This is a genomic window from Alteromonas sp. ABH4_452, from assembly GCF_056311825.1.
In genome coordinates this window covers 3096004-3113020 of record NZ_CM149973.1, presented here as the reverse complement: position 1 = coordinate 3113020, position 17017 = coordinate 3096004, and the positions used below count along the sequence as shown (strand labels likewise).

The following is a 17017-nucleotide window of genomic DNA, read 5'->3' as shown; positions in this document are numbered from 1 at the left end:
TAGGGGCTATTCAGATCCCGCTTTTTTTTCTTTTGCCCGTTTTCTTAGTTGCTGTGTTTGAATATGCAAACTGGCGCGAACTAAAAGCTCCTGGTCTTGCTCTCGAATGGTATTAAAAATAAAGGCGATATGGTAACTGTCTTCTACTTGCTCGCAAGTAATAACTTCGCCAAAACAAAAAATTGCTGCAGCTTCGGCATCAAGAAAAAGCTTGAGTTCTGCTTTAGTACCTAAGTCCAGCGCATCAGACGATTCGATAATTACACCACCACCACCGAGCTTTACGGTTTTGAAGCGGTATTCGGGCTCATCTTGTTGATGCAATACAAACGACATCATTAGGTCAATTTTTCGCGACTGATGATTTAGGTATTCCGCCAAGGTTTCGGCGTGATCGCCTAAATTTCTTAAAGGTCTGATTGCCTGCGCTTCTAACGCGGCCATTTCGCTGGCAATGCGAAATGCATAGGGCATCGAGTCTTCAAGCTTTTCCTCATCTGGTACTTTTTCCTCTTCACCTAAAGGGCGCACATTGGCATTTATGCTGTGCGCAATAGAAAAATACTCATCGAATTGGGCTTTTTTTTGTTCTAGGCTAAGTTCGCTCACATCATTCCTCTGCCACTATTTCTTGTGCCGCTAGTAACTTATAAGTAGTATACCGGTCACATGTAGTATACCCACTTTACTATTTTGGGGTTAACCCGTCATCTCGCCTTTGGGCTACTTATCTGAATTATTTATTCACTAAGCATAGCTAAATGTGAGGCAGATTACCGTATTACTGAAAAGCAAGGCGCTATGTTTTATCCTCTTTCTGCATTCATTGCTTATCGTTATGCCAAGTCTAACAAAGCAAGCCAAACCAGTTTTGTCTCATTTATAAACCGATTTTCAGTGGCCGGCATCGCGCTAGGTTTGATGGCGCTTATTATCGTAGTATCCGTAATGAATGGCTTAGAAGGGCAGCTAAAACAGCGCATACTAGGCATAGTCCCGCACATTGAAATTACAAAGACTGAAATTACAAAGACACCCATCGCAAGCAACAGCCTTAGCAAGACACCCACTCAAAAAGAAGCTGCAGAGAAAGTTGCAGAGACACCCACGCTAAACGAACAAAAGTCAGGCAACCTAAGCAAGACACCCACCCAAAAAGTTACTTCCCCTAATCCTTTAACGTTAGATGAAATTAGCATGACACCCATTGAAGGCGTTGTTGCCAATATGGACTACAGGGAGGCTGAAGCCGTAGTGCAGTCACGCTCAGACTTGCGCGGCGTGCAGGTTCATGGTGTTCAGCCAGATGTGATGCTTGAGCACACCTTAGTTGCAAACCATATGGAGCAAGGCCGATTCAGTGACCTTGCTAAAGGTAGTTTCGCCGCCATCATTGGGCGTTCGCTGGCTATAAAGCTTGAAGCGCGTGTAGGCGACCGGCTGCGAGTTATGGTTGCAGGTGCTAGTGTTTATACTCCGTTTGGTAGAATGCCAAGTCAGAGGCTTGTGACTGTGGTGGGTGTCTTCGATATGGGCTCGCAAATGGATGACAAGGTGATGTACATGAACCTTGATGATGTGAACCGCTTAATGCGAGACCCCAAAGGCAGTAAACAATCGTTGCGTCTCTTTCTGAATGATGCGTTCAACTACCAAGCGGTGGTTGATGAGTTAACAGATAGGGTGGGTGTCTCTGTAAGTAATATTAGAACGTGGCGGGAGCGTCAGGGACCGCTGTTTGATGCAGTAAAAATGGAAAAGAACATGATGACACTCATGTTGCTACTTATTATCGCTGTAGCTGCATTTAACATAGTGTCTGCGTTGGTAATGGTAGTAACCGAAAAGCAGGGCGACATTGCGGTACTCCAAACCCAAGGTATGTTGCCTAGTACGGTAATGTGGATTTTTGTATTGAATGGTTTATTTAATGGCATAAAAGGCGCAGGTATCGGGCTTATCTTGGGTGTCTTTATAACCCTTCAGCTAAATAATATTTTAGATGCAATAGGTTCACCGTTAGCGCTAGCGGCTGACGGAAGAGGGCTGCCCATTGAAATGGACATAGTGCAGATTATCAGCATTACTTTGCTGTCGTTATCGTTGTGCGTTTTAGCCAGTGTTTATCCTGCACGCAAAGCGATGAAAATTGCACCGTCTCAGGCCCTTCAAAATGAATAAATAGTTGAATTTACCGTGCAAAAGACCGTGAAATTCACTATACTCGCGGTCTTTTAAAATTTGCTCAGTGAGACGTCATGAACAAGAATTTTATCACCTCGCAATCGCTTCTACAGGATTCCTTTCGCTTAGCGGCAAAGGTGTATGAAGACGGCTTCCGCCCTGACTTTATTATCGGTATTTGGCGTGGTGGTGCTCCAATTGGTATCGCAGTTCAAGAATTCTTTGAATTTAAAGATACGTCAACCGACCACATCGCGGTACGTACTTCGTCTTACTATGGAATCAATAAACAGTCGAAAGAAATCCGTGTGCACGGGTTACACTACTTGGTTGAAAATGCCAACGCTGACGACAAGTTATTGATTGTTGATGATGTTTTTGACTCAGGCCGAAGTGTAGACGCGCTTATCAAGCAAATTAACAAGCTTATGCGCTTGAACATGCCAAAAGACATTCGCATTGCGTGCCCTTGGTATAAGCCTCAAAACAACACTACTGACATCGTGCCAGATTACTACGTAAACGAAAGTGATGAATGGCTAGTGTTTCCTCACGAAATCGCAGGCTTGTCAGAAGAAGAGATCCGCGAAGGAAAAGGCGAGTTGGCTGACGTTATGGATATTTTGTTCCAGAAGTAGCCAGCGTTATAGCTTTAATAGCGATTACGAATCGCTATCGAACGTATCTAAACCGCACGATTGTGCGGTTTTTTTATTGGCTAAATTCGTTGGAAATAAGAGCGTAAACGTAGTGCCTACATTAACCTCGCTATCTACGGCAATAGTGCCACCCATGGCCTCAACAATAGAAAAAGAAATATAAAGTCCTAAACCAGTTCCTTTACCTGTAGGCTTAGTGGTGTAAAACGGCTCGAAAAGTTTTTGCAGGGCGTGTTTTTCTATACCACAACCCGTGTCTTTAATAGTGATAACAGTATGGTTATCTTCTTCAAAGGAAGAGACGGTTAGCTTGCCTCCATCATCCATCGCTTGCGCAGCATTGACAAAAAGGTTCACCAACACCTGATTTAACTTTCCGGTTTTACCTTTAATTAAAGGAACCTCTGTTAAGCGCCGTTGTATTTTGATGCGGTGCTTTAATTCGCTATTTACTAACCTTAAAGCATGGGCAATACAGTCATTTACATTAATAGTTTCATCATCAAGCATGTCGGCGTCATGAGAAAATGAACGAAGGCTGGTAATTATGTCAGTGACTCTGTTTAAACCTTCTTCGGATTCTCCACAAATATCTGCAATTTCATCACTTAGTGAATCAATCTTATTGCGCGATTGCCACCGTATTGCTTTTTGCGCTATTTCGAACCTTTCTTTGTCGCTAGTACTTGATGCCAGTTGCAACACTATGTCCTGCATCTGAGATAGAGCAGGCAATACGTTTCTTAAAAAGTGAATGTTACTATTGATAAACGCTATCGGATTATTTATTTCGTGGGCTACACCTGCTGCTAATAACCCTAGAGAAGCCATTTTTTCAGAATCGATAAGGCTCTTTTCAACTTTGGCTTTTTCTTCTTTCAGCCTCACCGTTTCCAGCGTCATTAACTTGGCCTGCATCCCCATTGCCATTTGTTCCGTAAAGGTGCGATATCTGTTGGCCATATTTACGTATTCTTGGGTGTAGTACCCCAGAGATTGATGACAAAAAACAATAACGGCCTGCTGCTGATGTACGTTAAACGGACAATAAAGCACCGATGTGACTGAAGTTACAAATAATGGCAAGTGCTGTTGCCAAGTAGGCTGTTGCTGAACGTTAAACAATGCAACGGGTTCACTTTTGACGGCTCTAGAAAGGGTATCGTCTATCTCCCAAACAGTATCAAGTAAAGTGTCATGTGTACTATTTATACATTTCATTTTGCCCGCGCTTTCATTCTCTAGCACAAAGCAAACTTCGTAGTTGTAAAGCCCCTTAAAAACGCTAAACATCTTCTTGTAAAGATCTATTTCATCCTCAGCGGTAAGCAGCACCCGGGTGCCTTCTAGCAATGCATCGCTTTCTTTTTTATGAGCCTCAGCTTGTTGTTTCAAGCGGTAAACAAGGGCCAGATCTTCTAAAACGTTTTCGTAATCTTTATTCATTGGGAAAACACTACCGCTGATATCATGAGGTTACCGTGTCTGTTTTTGCCGTCTAAAAATCGCCCTTGTTCGCCAAACGTAAACGGGCCACAAATAGGTAGAGACGGAAACGTTTTTTGTAACGAGTTCAACATAGCATTTATCTCATCGCCAACCATTAACCGGCATCCGGCGCAATAAATCATCAATACGCCAACGGGCGTTTTGTTTTCCGGAAGCAGCATAATTGCATTATTAATAACACGCTCTGCACGAGAGGTGAGGCTTGTAATATTGCCTTCCATCAAAACCAGCTCTTCGCCTTCTCGGACTTCGGAAAAAACATGAAGGGTCCCATCTTCGTCTACCGAGTCGGGATGGCAGAGAAGATAGTTTACTGCACCATTGTCCAACGCAACTGGCTTACCCAAAGGCGCCGATGAAGTAAGACCTAATATTTGCCCGCCGTTAAGCTGTTGTGCAATCAAGCCATTAGTCGCATTATTGTAGACAGTGCTGGCTTTACCATTATCGAGTTGGTGAAGTTGTCGACCTTGAGCTGTAGTGGCTTTAAAGACAGTTTCAGTAGGTTTGTAACCAGAGCTATAGCTTAAACCCAAAGGTGTTGAAGGGTATAGAACTGCTACGGCAACGGTTTGAGGCCCTGAGGAAGTCGTTGTTACTGTGCACCAATTACCTGAAACTGTATTGTCTGCCATTGAGCCCCCAAAGATAGGAACCTTTGTTCCTACGACGCTAGCAAAACCTTCGAGTATGCTTTCTTCATCGCCTGGGGGAAGCGAGCACCAGATAAGTGCTGGACTCTCATAGGGTCTTTCTGCATTTGCCAATGCTTTTTGCAGCGATACTGCTCCCGCTTTAAATGGGCTGCATTCAGTAATGTCGGCACTGCCTACACCGTAAGCCCCGTTTTCATCGTTAATACAGAACAAGGCTAAATCACAGTTAGGCGAGGCTATGTTGTTATCGCAAAGCAACGCACCTAAGCAAGAACTAGAGATGAAAAATGGTAGCGCTGTATCGGTTATAGTTCTTGAAAGTGTATCTAATGATAAATCGGTATTGCCGTAACCGATGAGTAGTGAAGGCCTTTCATCGGCTAAAACACTCTCTAGTTGCGATGTTACGCTTGCAGTACCGTCGCACTGTAATGCAAATGTCTGAATTTTCATTTAGCTCTACCACTCGACTTCACTCTTTAATCATAGATTGAAATTAGAAAAATCTTATTAACTTTTAGTTTAATAAGTGAAGTGATTTGAAGAGGTAAAGGGTTTAATTATCCAGGTAAAATTTGTCGTGGAAGGTATACACCCAAGTTGGCTGGTAAATAACAAGTAGAGTAATAGCCATTCCGTTTAGAAGTGCTTCTGGAAACACTAATAGCGGGATTAGTAAAATATAGTTATCGAAAACGATGTCCCAAGTATACGTACCTTCAAAATAATAGAAGGCGCCTAGCGATAAGGTTTTAAGAGCGATTGATAGTGCGGCGGGAAAAAAAGCACACACAAAAATATAGACAAACAGTTGTCTGGGGATATGGTGGAAAGACAGCATGTAGAAAAGATAGGTTGTTCCAATTGGTAAAATAGTTCCAAGCAGACCATTCACACCGAAGTTTTCCCACGTGCCGTAACCTATGAGGTTTGCCCCCAAAAGCGCGATAAATGAGGCAATAATGGCATTTCTAAAGCCCAACATAAGGGTGAGAACAGAAAGGCCTAGAAAATGAACATCTAAGCCTTCAAAAATTCCCGCTTTAAACAACCAAAGCACAAATAGAGAGGCAGCAGTGCCGAATATAAGGTGTTGCTGCTGTTTGTTGCGAGCAAAGTGAGTAAAGTCGATGTGCTTAGCCGCGCCCAGCAAAAACGCGCCATAGATTAGCGATGCCAACAACTGTAATGAACTCACTGGTACTCCTTATACGGCGCTACTTTATTCGCTATCAGCTAACTAGTTATATTCGGCCCAAATTGGGGCATGGTCCGACGGCTTTTCAATGCCTCTTAATTCATAATCGATGCCAGCGTCCTGCAGGCGTGAATGCAAAGTTTTTGTAGCCAGTATTAGGTCAATGCGAAGGCCGCGGTTGTCGTTAAAACCTTTTGAGCGATAGTCGAACCACGAAAACTTGTCATTAGTTTCAGGATTAAGTGTTCTAAAGCTATCCTCAAAGCCCCAGTCGATGAGTGTATTCAACCATTCGCGCTCTTCCGGTAAAAAGCTGCATTTACCTGTTCTCAACCAGCGCTTCTTGTTTTCTTCACCAATGCCTATGTCTAGATCCGTATGGGAGATGTTTACATCGCCCATTACAATGACGTTCTCATCCGGCGTATGGTTATCGTTCAAATACGTCATTAAGTCTTTATAAAACTTGCGCTTAGCTGGGTATTTTGTTTCGTGCTTTTCGTTTTCACCTTGAGGAAAGTAACCGTTAAGGATAGTTACGGGTTCGCCAGATTCATCAGTGGTTTTTAAGATGATCATTCTACGCTGGGCATCTTCCTCGTCGGTAGGAAAACCCATAGACACGGAAAGGGCTTCTTTCTTTGCTAAAAACGCTACGCCGTAGTGACTTTTCTGCCCATGGAAATAAACGTGATAGCCCATGGCTTCCACGGCTTCTACTGGAAACTGCTCGTTGTGAACCTTGATTTCTTGCAAGCCAATAATATCTGGTTGGTGAGCGTCAATAACTGCTTGTAGTTGGTGCAAGCGGGCGCGTATGCCGTTTATATTAAATGAGATTACTTTCATGTTTATGTTTTTGTTGTTTCAACGTTGAGTTAAGTCTACCAGAAACTAAGCAAGCGCTTAACGAAGAACTACCGATATATTAATGCATTCAGTCGATTGGATGGATTAAGTTTATTTATAGCTAGGCAGCTTGTGCGTCGCCCGGTGATGCCGGTGGGTTTGATTGAAACGAATTACCGCGCTATTTCTGCCTATGGTGGAAATAGCTTTTGTTTTTAACTACGCTATGCTAACTAACTTCAACCGCCTGACTAGTGCTGTCTTGTACGTCAGCATCAGCTAATGAAATCAGATATTCAAACCATGCATTCGCATCTTTTACTGCATCTGCAACAAAGCTTTCACTTTCTAAATCGAGTTCAGAGAGTAGCTTTTCGACTTCTTGTTTGAATGACACCCATGCTTTCGCACACCCAGCCATTGCTTGGTAATAGTTTGTAGGTATATCGCGCTCCATGGCGTTTAGCCTTCGAACAATGATATTCGCACCCATCGATGAGCCTAACCATACGTATATAGCTGAAATAGCTTGGCTGGTGGGCGAGCTGCTGTCTGGCATAGATAGTTTGTTGTGGTGGGTGTCTTTGTAAGCCTGCTCTGTGTATGTTTCTGAGGCGTGGATGTCTTTGTTAATTGAATCTTTGGCAAGCGCAAGAATATCTTGATTTAGCGCATCTTGAATTGCATCACTGTTTATCATCGAAGCCACCGATGAGAGGGCTGGAACTTTGAGTTCAGCTCGTTGAACGGCGTTTGCCGCGGCTTGGTGGAACATACTCATGATTTTTAAAATAGCGAGGTATGCCTTTTCATCGAACAAACTGTCTTTGTGATAGATAGAAAATGGGAAAGTATTTTCCAAAATATCGTGGTTTGCATGGGTGTCTTGCTTAAGAGCAGTGAAAAGGTTGCGCATGGTATAAGTATCTTGGCGTTGTTACTGAGTAGTCATTATCGATTGGGCTTTACTTTAGCATGGGTGTCTCTGTAACCGGTAGTGAATTGAAGAAAAGCTAAATAATTTCAAATTAGCTTGGTTGATTGCTGGTTTGGGTGGGTGTCTTTGTAAGGATGGTTTGTTGTTTTTAGGGTGGGTGTCTTTGTAAGGGTGGTTTTGTTGCTTTTAGCATGGGTGTCTTTGTAAGGATGGTTTGTTGTTTTTAGCGTGGGTGTCTTTGTAAGAGAGGTTTTGGTGACTATTGCATTGCGCCTTTTGCTGGTGCGGGTATACTTGCCCCAAATTTTGAGATAGGTGAATAAGCGTGTTTCCAGAAACAATTGCAGACAAGTTGAGCGATGCGGTCATTGAACAAGCCATGAAGCTAAGCGCTGAAGAGCGACAAGAACTTGTTGTTAGCTATATAGCGAAAGCAAAAGAAATATGGATGATACAGGGCAGTGAAGGCTTTGTTATGTTCGAAGGCGGCGAGAGTGTTCAATTACCCGTATTCCCACATCGCGACTTGGCGCAAAAGTTCGTAGAAATAAATGAAATAGAAGGCCAATGCGTAAGCGTTGATTTGGCTGAATTTACAGAAACTTGGCTGCCTGGTCTCACAAAAAATGGTGTGGAACTGGTTATGTTTCCAACAACAAGCGACGTTGAAAACTTAGTTATGACCGCAGAAGATTTAGCTGCCGAACTAAACGGCAACTAAACTGGGCTTATAGCAGATGAATTCGGATGAAACTTTGCTTCCTTTAGCTTCATCGCTTGCCGCTTCGAAAGGGTGGGATGATTTCACTCGCACGCTTATGTTAGCGGGTAAATCTTTAACGCCACTCCCTCTAGATGAACGCACTTCGGACACGGCAGTTGAAGGGTGTGAAAGCCCTGTGTGGATGGCATATTCGACGGAACAAGGCGGCATTATGGCGTACTCACCAAGTAAGGTGATTCGGGGTGTACTTGCAGTATTACTTGAAAAAGCCAATACCTTGCCCCAAGCGCAGCGTGAAAGTTTTGACTTCGAAAGTTACTTGTCTCGATGCCAGTTAGAGCGTTATCTAAGTCAATCGCGAGGCAACGGAATAAAGTCAGTGATAGCGAAGTTGAAGGGCGTATAGGCGCTTCAACTTCGCCCCTCTACTTGTTTTTCGCTTCAATCCACTGGCTCATATATTTACTTGCTGCAAGCGTTTGATGCCACAACAAACTTTGCATAAACAAAGCATCTCTATGTTTATTCAGCCCTTGTTTTAACTCACTTATTCTTTCAATAAGCGCCACCTCTGGCTGCTGCTGTTTAAATTCGCTTAGCAAACTAGCCGTATTTTTATTGGCTAAACTCCATATCTTCTCATCTTCATACAGCGCTACGGCTCTTTCAACGTAATCTTGAATAACCGCCATATTAGAAGTATCAGCATCGCATATAGCACCAGGCCATTGTGCCGATTGCAGATTTTTAACCTCGTGTTCGACTTTGGCGCTCATCTCGCTATTTACATTAACGCTATCTTCAACAATACCTTCTGCGCCAACCCAGGTTGTGACGCTTGGTGTGCCGCAGCGCATTGCATCAAGCAGCTTTCCTTTTATCCCCGCGCCGAATCGCAAGGGAGCGATAAGGGCTTTAGCATTTTTCATTACAGACTCAACATCGTTGGCCCAGCCCTTTACTAAGAAGCCTTGTTTCTCATTGTGAAGTTGCGTTGCTTTTTTAGGTGGGTAAGCGCCGTAAATATGCAATTCAGCATGAGGCAATGCTTTTTTGATTGAAGGCCACAGGTGCTGCTTTAATTGCAAAACCGCGTCCCAATTTGGCGCATGGCGAAAGTTACCAATATGGATAAAATGTGAGCGTTGCTCAAAAGATGGGGCAGGGCTAATAGAACGGCCAACTGTAAGAGGATGGTACTGAAGTTGCGCTGAAGGTACACCGTAGTGTTCAGTCAATAAGGCCATTTCTTTTGTTGAGATAACCAAGGTTAGATCGCTTCGAATAATCGACGCAATTTCTCTTTGGGCCAGTTCGCTATGTAGATGCGCTAGGCTTGCATCGCCATGCTTTTTTACCGCTTCATGTCGTGCTTGGCGAAGGCTATGTAAATCTTCAGTATTAAGCACTCTTAGCGCATTCGGGCAAACTTCTTTTACTCGCCAAGAAAACTGTTCTTCAGTCATATAGCGATCAAAAATAACTACGTCTGGGGCTATCTCTGCAATAAGAGTGTTAAATGAACTGCAGTTTAGCGCCACAGGCTGAACATTTACCCCCATGGCTAGAAGATCGGCTTTGTGCTCGCTGTCGGTGGCGGCTGTTAAGAAATTCACGTTGAAGTTAGCGGCTAAGCAACGCTCAATAATAGAGAGCATGTTCTGCCCAGCGGCTGAGGAATTTGGCTCGGGCCACACATAGCCGACTACAACAACATTTAACATGGTATGGGTTACAACTCTTATTCAAAAATGTGCCTGAACTGCACGGTTATTTTGCGGCAAATGCTATCACAAAACTACGTACGTCATTAATAAAAGGGGCTCTGCCTTAGAAATTCTAATTCTTATAGGTAATTACCCTAAGTTTTTCTTTGAAAAAGAATTTTAGGTTTGTAAAAACAAGCTGCTCGTTATAATACGCGACGTTCCGGCATGTTAAAGGAACTCCAAAGGTGTATTGTAGTCTAGGGTATTACCTAAATTGATAATGCTCAGGGTTGGAAAAACAGCCTATAATTACAAAGAAACATTAATTAATAGTTACCCTTTTAAGAGTTTTTTTAACTGCCTGATTAGTAAAGAAATCATACTTTTTTACTAGGCGATATTAATTGACCTCTTTAGTTTTAACGCCTATACCTTAATTAAGCTCATGGCGAATGGAGGTGCCTTGAACACGACAATGACAAAGACTGCATTGAAGAGAGTGCACGAATGAATTTAGATGAATTAGTTTCGAAAGCGGAAGACCTCTTTGTTTTACCAGACTCGGTAACGCGACTTAAAGCTTGTATGGACGATGAAGCTTCAAGCATTGACGATATTGGCGATATCATTGCTTTCGACCCGTCATTGGCTACCCAGCTGCTTAGAGTGGCAAACTCAGCACTCTATCGTTTTCCCAATAAGATTGACACCATAACAAGGGCTATCCAGGTGGTGGGGACCCGTTCGACCTACGACTTGGCGCTTGCCTATGGTGTAAGTCAGGCTTTTAGCGAAGTAAATGGCCAAGCAATAGACTTAGACAAGTTCTGGGAACAAAGCGTTTCTTGCGGGTTATTGGCCAAGTATTTTGCCGATATGCGCAATATTAGAGAGCCCGAAAGACTTTTCGTTTCCGGGCTGCTTCACAATATTGGAGAGCTAGTTACCGTTTCGCTTTTTCCTGAGTCGGCAACCCGTTGTCAGGCGTTTAATGCACGGGTAAGCCCAGCAGAGCTTCAATTTGGCGTATTAGGATTTACTTACGCAGACCTGTCGGCAAGACTGATTGAAAAATGGGAAATCCCTAGTTCAATTTATACGCCTATTGCCAGTATTCACAAAGGCGAAGATGTAGAGACAAATGTAGAAGATAAAATTCTACAGCTTTCTTACGTGTTAGCACTAGATAACGTAAACCCAGAAATTTATCCAAGCTATCACAATTTAAAACCTGAGATGCACGAGGCGTTGTCGCTAAATCGCGAGGATTTGGAAGACGCGCTAGATATAACTAACCTTCAATGTATTTCGGTTATTTCCTTGTTTAATCCTAACGCGTTTATGCTCTATTAAGGCTAAACGCCTTCAGACATAGCTAATGCCGTAGCGATTAGTCAAAAATCGCTACGGTTTGTCTGCTTATTGCAATGACTTCGTTATCTTTATCCCAAATTGTCGCTTCCGTGTGGCCATAACCGTCAGCTGCCTGTCTAGTATGGGCTTTGTAGCCGAACCAATCAGTAGGGCTTACTGGCTTATGCGGGTGGATAAATTCTAAATTCCAGCTAACCGTGCTAGCAGGTGCCGGCAATTTCATCATTTGCAATAGCGTAGGCGGCCAGGCATCAATCATGGTAATGATGTGTGCATCAGTTATCGCCGCAGGAGCTTGTTTAAACCGCATGAATCCGTGGTAGTGGCTTGTTTTTCTTCGCGTAAAAGGAATACCGCCATCTTCAATGGCTAAGTCAAAGTAACGTAAAAACTTTGGCGTAACTTTAGGTATTTGCGGGATGAATTTTGCTTTGCTAGGCAAAGGCATATCATGCCTTTCGTTATTTTCTACCTTAATACCAGATTCTCTAGCGACCCCGAAACACGCTTGGGAAAAGACGCAGCTTTTGCCGTCTTGAATGGCATGCGCGGTATACTGCGAAACATTTTTACCCGTTCTTAATAGGGTAACTTCGATAGAGAAGGGGGCTTCGAGGGACAAAGGGCCAACAAAGTTAGTAGTAAAAGAGCGTAACACCCGATTATCAGTTACTTGTTGTTTCACAGCGGTATACAGCATACCGGCAGAAATGCCGCCAAACGCCGTTCGTCCTTGACCCCAAGTTTTAGGAATGACGAGCCCGTCAACTTTCCAGGTATTTTCCGATGTTTGTAATAGTTGGGGAATATTGAGCAATTCATCTACTGTCATATTGGCTTGTCTGGTCTGATGAGTTAAGTGGGTGTCATCGTACATTAAGCGCTGTGGAACGAAAAGCCTGAGTTAGAAATTTTCGTTATGTTAACAAATAAGTAACAATTAGTTGTGTATTTTTTTACCAGCTGCGTAGACTGGGATATCGTCACTCAAAAGGACTGTTATGGCCCATACGCACGTTGAAGGTATTCCCGCTAATGAAGCTGGAACATCTAGAAGTTACCGCAATTACGTTCTGTTCATATTAACCTTAGTGTATGCCTTTAACTTTATAGATAGGCAAATTATCGGAATATTATCGCCCTTCATTAAAGCCGATCTTGGGTTAGATGACGCTCAGTTGGGGTGGCTTAAAGGCATCTACTTCGCGTTACTCTATACTGTAATGGGTATCCCAATTGCTTGGCTTGCAGACCGTTATAGCCGGGTAAATATCATCGCAATATCATTAACGCTCTGGAGTGGCTTTACTGCAGCATCTGGATTGGCAGCCAACTACATGCAACTCGCTATTGCTCGTATTGGTGTAGGTATTGGAGAGGCTGGGGGCAGCCCACCATCGCACAGTATTATTTCTGACCTTTTCCCTAAAGAAAAACGCGCTGGAGCTCTGGCTATTTATTCTTTAGGCATTCCATTTGGTGTAATGCTGGCGTTTTTTGCCTCAGCGTTCTTTTTACAGGGCGGATCTGCCGACTGGCGTACGGTAATGTACAGCGTGGGTATACCTGGAGTAATACTGGCTATTTTGCTGAAGTTGACGGTAAAAGAGCCTGCTAGAACAGTTTCTGCGCCAAGTGCAGATGACGCGAATAAGCCCAGTGTTAAATCGTCATTGAAAATGCTGCTAAAAATACCTACGTGGTGGGGAATGGCATTGGGTATTTCATTTGGTTCGTTCGGTAACTATGCAATATCGACTTGGGTCATTGATTACTACGTGCGAGCATTTGCAGGGCTAGATATTACACAACTTCTTATTGTATTTGGCATTATCAACGGTACTGCATACGCATTGGGCGTGTGGTTAGGTGGCTATGTAGCTGACAGGTGGGGCAAGCACAATAAGAAAGCTTATGCATTACTACCTGCTATCGCGCTTATTATCGGTGTGCCTGCCTTCTATGCATCTTTACAAGTTCAAGATTTGTGGCTGTCGGTTGGGCTTATGGCGCTGCTGTTATTTACAAGTGGCTCTTACTTAGGGCCTAGTTTTGCAATGGCACAAACCCTTGCGCCGATAAACGTAAGGGCGATGTCGACGGCACTCTTCTTCTTTGTTTTAAATATAATTGCGCTAGGTGGTGGCCCTACACTTACCGGTATTATAAGCCAAGCGCTGGTGCCGTCTTTAGGCGAGACTGAGGCGTTAAGACAAGCTTTGATTTACCTAGTAGTTCCTTACGCCATTTCAATTGCTGTGTTCTTATGGACAAGCACGAAGATTGTAAAAGATTGGGAAATGGCAGAATCTAGGGGCTTGTAGTATTATCGATATTTCATGGTAAGGGGCTGATAATAGGCCCCTTTATTGTTTGAATGTGAAGGAGTGTATAGGTGTCCTCGTCAGAGTTGAGTTTTCATTTTGCCCATGCGAACGGGTTTCCTGCAGGAAGCTATAATGCCATGTTTTCGGCGTTACCCAGCCACTTCAACCGTTTGCACGTTGAGCGATTTGGGCACGACCCTCAGCTTCCCGTAAATGGCAACTGGCGAAATCAAGTTCAAGAACTCATCAAACATATTAAGAAAGAAAATAAAGATCCGCGCGGTGTTTACGGTGTAGGGCATTCGTTTGGCGCCGTAATTACCTACATGGCGGCGTGTGAGGCGCCTGAGCTATTTCGGGGCGTTATTTTATTCGACCCGCCGCTAGTGGTTGGCCCACTGAGTTATTTCTTTAAATTCGCTAAACATACGCCTTTAATTAATAAGCTAACGCCTGCAAAACTCGCACAAACGCGTAATACACGTTGGCCAAGCAATACCGATATGGTTGCGTATTTTCATGGCAAAGCACTATTTAGAGGTATGGATAAACGATGCGTAAGAGACTACGTGAAGTCTGTTACAGAGACTAAGGGAGACAATATCTCACTTACATTTAGGGCTGACGTAGAAGCTGATTTATTCCGCAATGTGCCTCATAACCTCGGGAAATACAAAGGAAAGCTCAAGTGTCCTGCAGTATTGGCGACGGGTAGCAGCAGTAATGTATGTAAGCCTGAAATGTACTCGCGGCTAATGAAGCATAATGCAATTGAACATGTGGTATTTGATGGTGGTCATATGTTCCCGTTAGAGCATCCTGAAGCGGTAGCGAGCCTTATTGAGCAAACCCTTACAAGGTGGAGCAATGAGGCGGAGTAAGCGGGTGGGTTCGCTTGTTGGTCACATAAATTGGGCTAAGTAATTAAAGGTTTAGCCGGTTTATTTGAGATTGATTTTGGCGTTATGCGCCAAAACCAATCTCATAGGCTCTTGAAAGGTTTATTAACTCTGTTTGCTTGAGGCGCTTAGTCCACCCACTGGTTGGCCTAGCATTTCACGTGTTACAAGTACCACGCCTTTTTCTGAGACACGGAAGCCTCGTGCTTTATCCTGTTCGTGGTCGTAACCAATGGTCGTTCCTTCCGGTATAACGCAGCCGCGATCAATAATCACCTTTTTCAACTTACAATGGCGTTTAATTTCAACGTCTGGAAGGATGACGGCATCTTCTATTAACCCGTATGAATGTACACGTACGTTAGAAAAACAAATAGAAGAACGAAGGGTAGAACCAGATATGATGCAGCCACCGGATACAACAGAGTTAATAGCTTCACCACGTCTGTCGTGATCTTCCCATACAAACTTAGCAGGCGGTAGTTGTTCTTGGTACGTCCAAATAGGCCATTTTCTATCGTAAAGATTAAGCTGAGGTACTGGCGCTACCATCTCCATATTGGCTTCCCAGAACGAATCAATTGTACCTACGTCACGCCAGTAAGCGTTATCTCCGCCACTTTGTTCAAATGGGTAGGCATATACGGGATGGTCAGCAATTATCGATGGAATAATGTCTTTACCAAAATCACGCTGAGATCCCATATTTTCAGAGTCTACTCGCAGTTGTTCAAATAAAAACTCGGTGTCGAATACATAATTGCCCATAGAGGCTAGGCAGCGCGTGGGGTCGTTCGGAAGCGGGGTAGGGTTGGCAGGTTTTTCTTCAAAACCATTAATACGGTAGTTTTCATCTACGGACATCACACCAAAAGCACCCGCTGCTTCTTCTAATGGAACTGACATACAAGATACAGTCATCTTGGCACCAGACTCTTTGTGCTTAGCGAGCAAATCACCGTAGTCCATACGATAGATATGGTCACCTGATAGGATCATTACGTATTTTGGCAGTTCATCACGGATGATGTCGATGTTTTGAAAAACAGCATCGGCGGTGCCTTCATACCAACTGTCGGAAAAACGTTGAGACGCAGGAAGAATTTCAACTGATTCACCGAGTTCTTTCTTGAAATGCCCCCAACCCCTGACCAAGTGGCGAATTAAGGAGTGAGACTTGTACTGAGTGACGACGCCAATTCTTCGAATGCCTGAGTTAACACAATTTGATAGGGGAAAGTCGATGATTCTAAATTTACCGCCGAAATAAAGCGCGGGTTTGGCTCGCCAAGTAGTGAGCTCGTGTAGTCTTGAACCTTTCCCCCCAGCTAAAATAAGCGCATATGTATCGCGGGTGAGGTTACTGATGTAACGAGAACTTTGATCTGCCATTTCCTAAAAACTCCTGTAAAAAAGCGACAACTGTGTATCGATAGAAATATAAAAAGAAAACGAGGTGTTGCGATGATAGCGCTATGCATGAAAGGCCCTACTGAACAGGCTTTACTGATAACCTAAACCCATATTACACAAGATAATTTATAATAACAGTGCGATTTTCTTGCTTTGTGATGAAATGGTTAAATTTTTGAATTTTTTGTTGCTTTACGGTTTTTCTAAACAAGACATCCATCGTAGGAGTTAAGCAAGGTTAAGCAAGACACTCATCGTAAAATTCATACCCATAAAGCATAGTCGAGGTATCCGCTATCACAAGGGGAAAGACGAAGTAGCCTGTATTAGAAGGATTTAAAAAGACACTCATCTAAAATTACGAACACATAAAAGGTACCTGTACGCCGAAAAACCTTTAACTCCGTTAAAAATAGATGGTTGGGTGTCTATCTAACGGTAATTTCGCGAAAGCGTTGAATGCGACACTAAGTGACATTTGTTAATTAGATGTTATATTTGAATAACTGTTTTTTGTGGAGTCTCAGATGGGTGCATTAAAGAAAGTTCTAGTAATGGTTGGTGTTGTAATTCTATTGT

At 43.3% G+C, this 17017-nt stretch carries 16 protein-coding genes; 7 read left to right on the top strand and 9 right to left on the bottom strand.

All coding sequences use genetic code 11. From position 1 onward, the window contains the following. Positions 1-6 precede the first annotated feature (6 nt). Positions 7-609, bottom strand: coding sequence for a PilZ domain-containing protein (locus ACYX4N_RS13315; protein ID WP_476054353.1), 603 nt, complete (start codon positions 607-609; stop codon positions 7-9). A 192-nt stretch (positions 610-801) separates the two neighbouring features. On the opposite strand from ACYX4N_RS13315, the gene ACYX4N_RS13310 reads away from it, so the two are divergent. Beyond that, positions 802-2181 (top strand): FtsX-like permease family protein, encoded by a 1380-nt coding sequence (locus ACYX4N_RS13310; RefSeq protein WP_476054352.1) that lies wholly within the window; start codon positions 802-804, stop codon positions 2179-2181. 77 nt (positions 2182-2258) lie between these two features. Next, positions 2259-2822: a phosphoribosyltransferase gene (locus ACYX4N_RS13305; protein WP_118489551.1), complete on the top strand. Its 564-nt coding sequence runs from the start codon at positions 2259-2261 to the stop codon at positions 2820-2822. A 24-nt stretch (positions 2823-2846) separates the two neighbouring features. Here ACYX4N_RS13305 and ACYX4N_RS13300 read toward each other — a convergent pair whose 3' ends face one another. The 5 genes from ACYX4N_RS13300 to ACYX4N_RS13280 all read right to left on the bottom strand — a co-directional run bounded on the left by ACYX4N_RS13300 (position 2847) and on the right by ACYX4N_RS13280 (position 7971). After that, a complete protein-coding gene (locus ACYX4N_RS13300; RefSeq protein ID WP_476054351.1) occupies positions 2847-4289 on the bottom strand; it encodes a sensor histidine kinase in 1443 nt (480 codons plus the stop codon). Further along, positions 4286-5461, bottom strand: coding sequence for an FIST signal transduction protein (locus tag ACYX4N_RS13295; protein ID WP_476054350.1), 1176 nt, complete (start codon positions 5459-5461; stop codon positions 4286-4288). The genes ACYX4N_RS13300 and ACYX4N_RS13295 overlap by 4 nt, the downstream gene beginning before the upstream one ends. Positions 5462-5564: 103 nt before the next feature. After that, positions 5565-6206 carry an energy-coupling factor ABC transporter permease gene (locus ACYX4N_RS13290; RefSeq protein ID WP_476054349.1) on the bottom strand — a complete coding sequence of 214 codons (642 nt, stop codon included), beginning with the start codon at positions 6204-6206 and terminating at the stop codon, positions 5565-5567. Between the two features lie 42 nt (positions 6207-6248). Beyond that, positions 6249-7055, bottom strand: a complete 807-nt coding sequence (xthA, locus tag ACYX4N_RS13285; protein WP_476054348.1) for an exodeoxyribonuclease III — start codon at positions 7053-7055, stop codon at positions 6249-6251. 229 nt (positions 7056-7284) lie between these two features. Next, complete coding sequence (locus ACYX4N_RS13280) at positions 7285-7971, bottom strand: biliverdin-producing heme oxygenase (RefSeq protein WP_476054347.1); 687 nt, start codon at positions 7969-7971, stop codon at positions 7285-7287. 346 nt (positions 7972-8317) lie between these two features. Here ACYX4N_RS13280 and ACYX4N_RS13275 point away from each other — a divergent pair, with 346 nt between their 5' ends. Both ACYX4N_RS13275 and ACYX4N_RS13270 read left to right on the top strand, forming a co-directional pair. Continuing rightward, the gene (locus tag ACYX4N_RS13275; protein WP_476054346.1) at positions 8318-8713 is read left to right on the top strand and encodes a DUF2750 domain-containing protein; all 396 of its coding nucleotides are present in this window, start codon (positions 8318-8320) and stop codon (positions 8711-8713) included. 16 nt (positions 8714-8729) lie between these two features. Next, a complete protein-coding gene (locus ACYX4N_RS13270; RefSeq protein ID WP_476054345.1) occupies positions 8730-9122 on the top strand; it encodes a SufE family protein in 393 nt (130 codons plus the stop codon). 19 nt (positions 9123-9141) lie between these two features. Here ACYX4N_RS13270 and ACYX4N_RS13265 read toward each other — a convergent pair whose 3' ends face one another. After that, positions 9142-10440 carry a glycosyltransferase gene (locus tag ACYX4N_RS13265; RefSeq protein ID WP_476054344.1) on the bottom strand — a complete coding sequence of 433 codons (1299 nt, stop codon included), beginning with the start codon at positions 10438-10440 and terminating at the stop codon, positions 9142-9144. A 492-nt stretch (positions 10441-10932) separates the two neighbouring features. Here ACYX4N_RS13265 and ACYX4N_RS13260 point away from each other — a divergent pair, with 492 nt between their 5' ends. Beyond that, complete coding sequence (locus tag ACYX4N_RS13260; protein WP_474855952.1) at positions 10933-11778, top strand: HDOD domain-containing protein; 846 nt, start codon at positions 10933-10935, stop codon at positions 11776-11778. 37 nt (positions 11779-11815) lie between these two features. Here ACYX4N_RS13260 and ACYX4N_RS13255 read toward each other — a convergent pair whose 3' ends face one another. Continuing rightward, entirely contained in the window at positions 11816-12631 is an 816-nt protein-coding gene (locus ACYX4N_RS13255) for an acyl-CoA thioesterase (protein WP_476054343.1), read from the bottom strand. 169 nt (positions 12632-12800) lie between these two features. Between ACYX4N_RS13255 and ACYX4N_RS13250 the strand changes: the two genes are divergently transcribed. Next, positions 12801-14123, top strand: a complete 1323-nt coding sequence (locus ACYX4N_RS13250; RefSeq protein ID WP_474855956.1) for a spinster family MFS transporter — start codon at positions 12801-12803, stop codon at positions 14121-14123. A 71-nt stretch (positions 14124-14194) separates the two neighbouring features. Then, positions 14195-15007 carry an alpha/beta fold hydrolase gene (locus ACYX4N_RS13245; protein WP_476054342.1) on the top strand — a complete coding sequence of 271 codons (813 nt, stop codon included), beginning with the start codon at positions 14195-14197 and terminating at the stop codon, positions 15005-15007. A gap of 123 nt (positions 15008-15130) precedes the next feature. Here the strand turns inward: ACYX4N_RS13245 and glgC are convergent, their stop codons facing one another. Beyond that, positions 15131-16417 carry a glucose-1-phosphate adenylyltransferase gene (gene glgC / locus ACYX4N_RS13240; protein ID WP_476054341.1) on the bottom strand — a complete coding sequence of 429 codons (1287 nt, stop codon included), beginning with the start codon at positions 16415-16417 and terminating at the stop codon, positions 15131-15133. Positions 16418-17017: the final 600 nt, after the last annotated feature.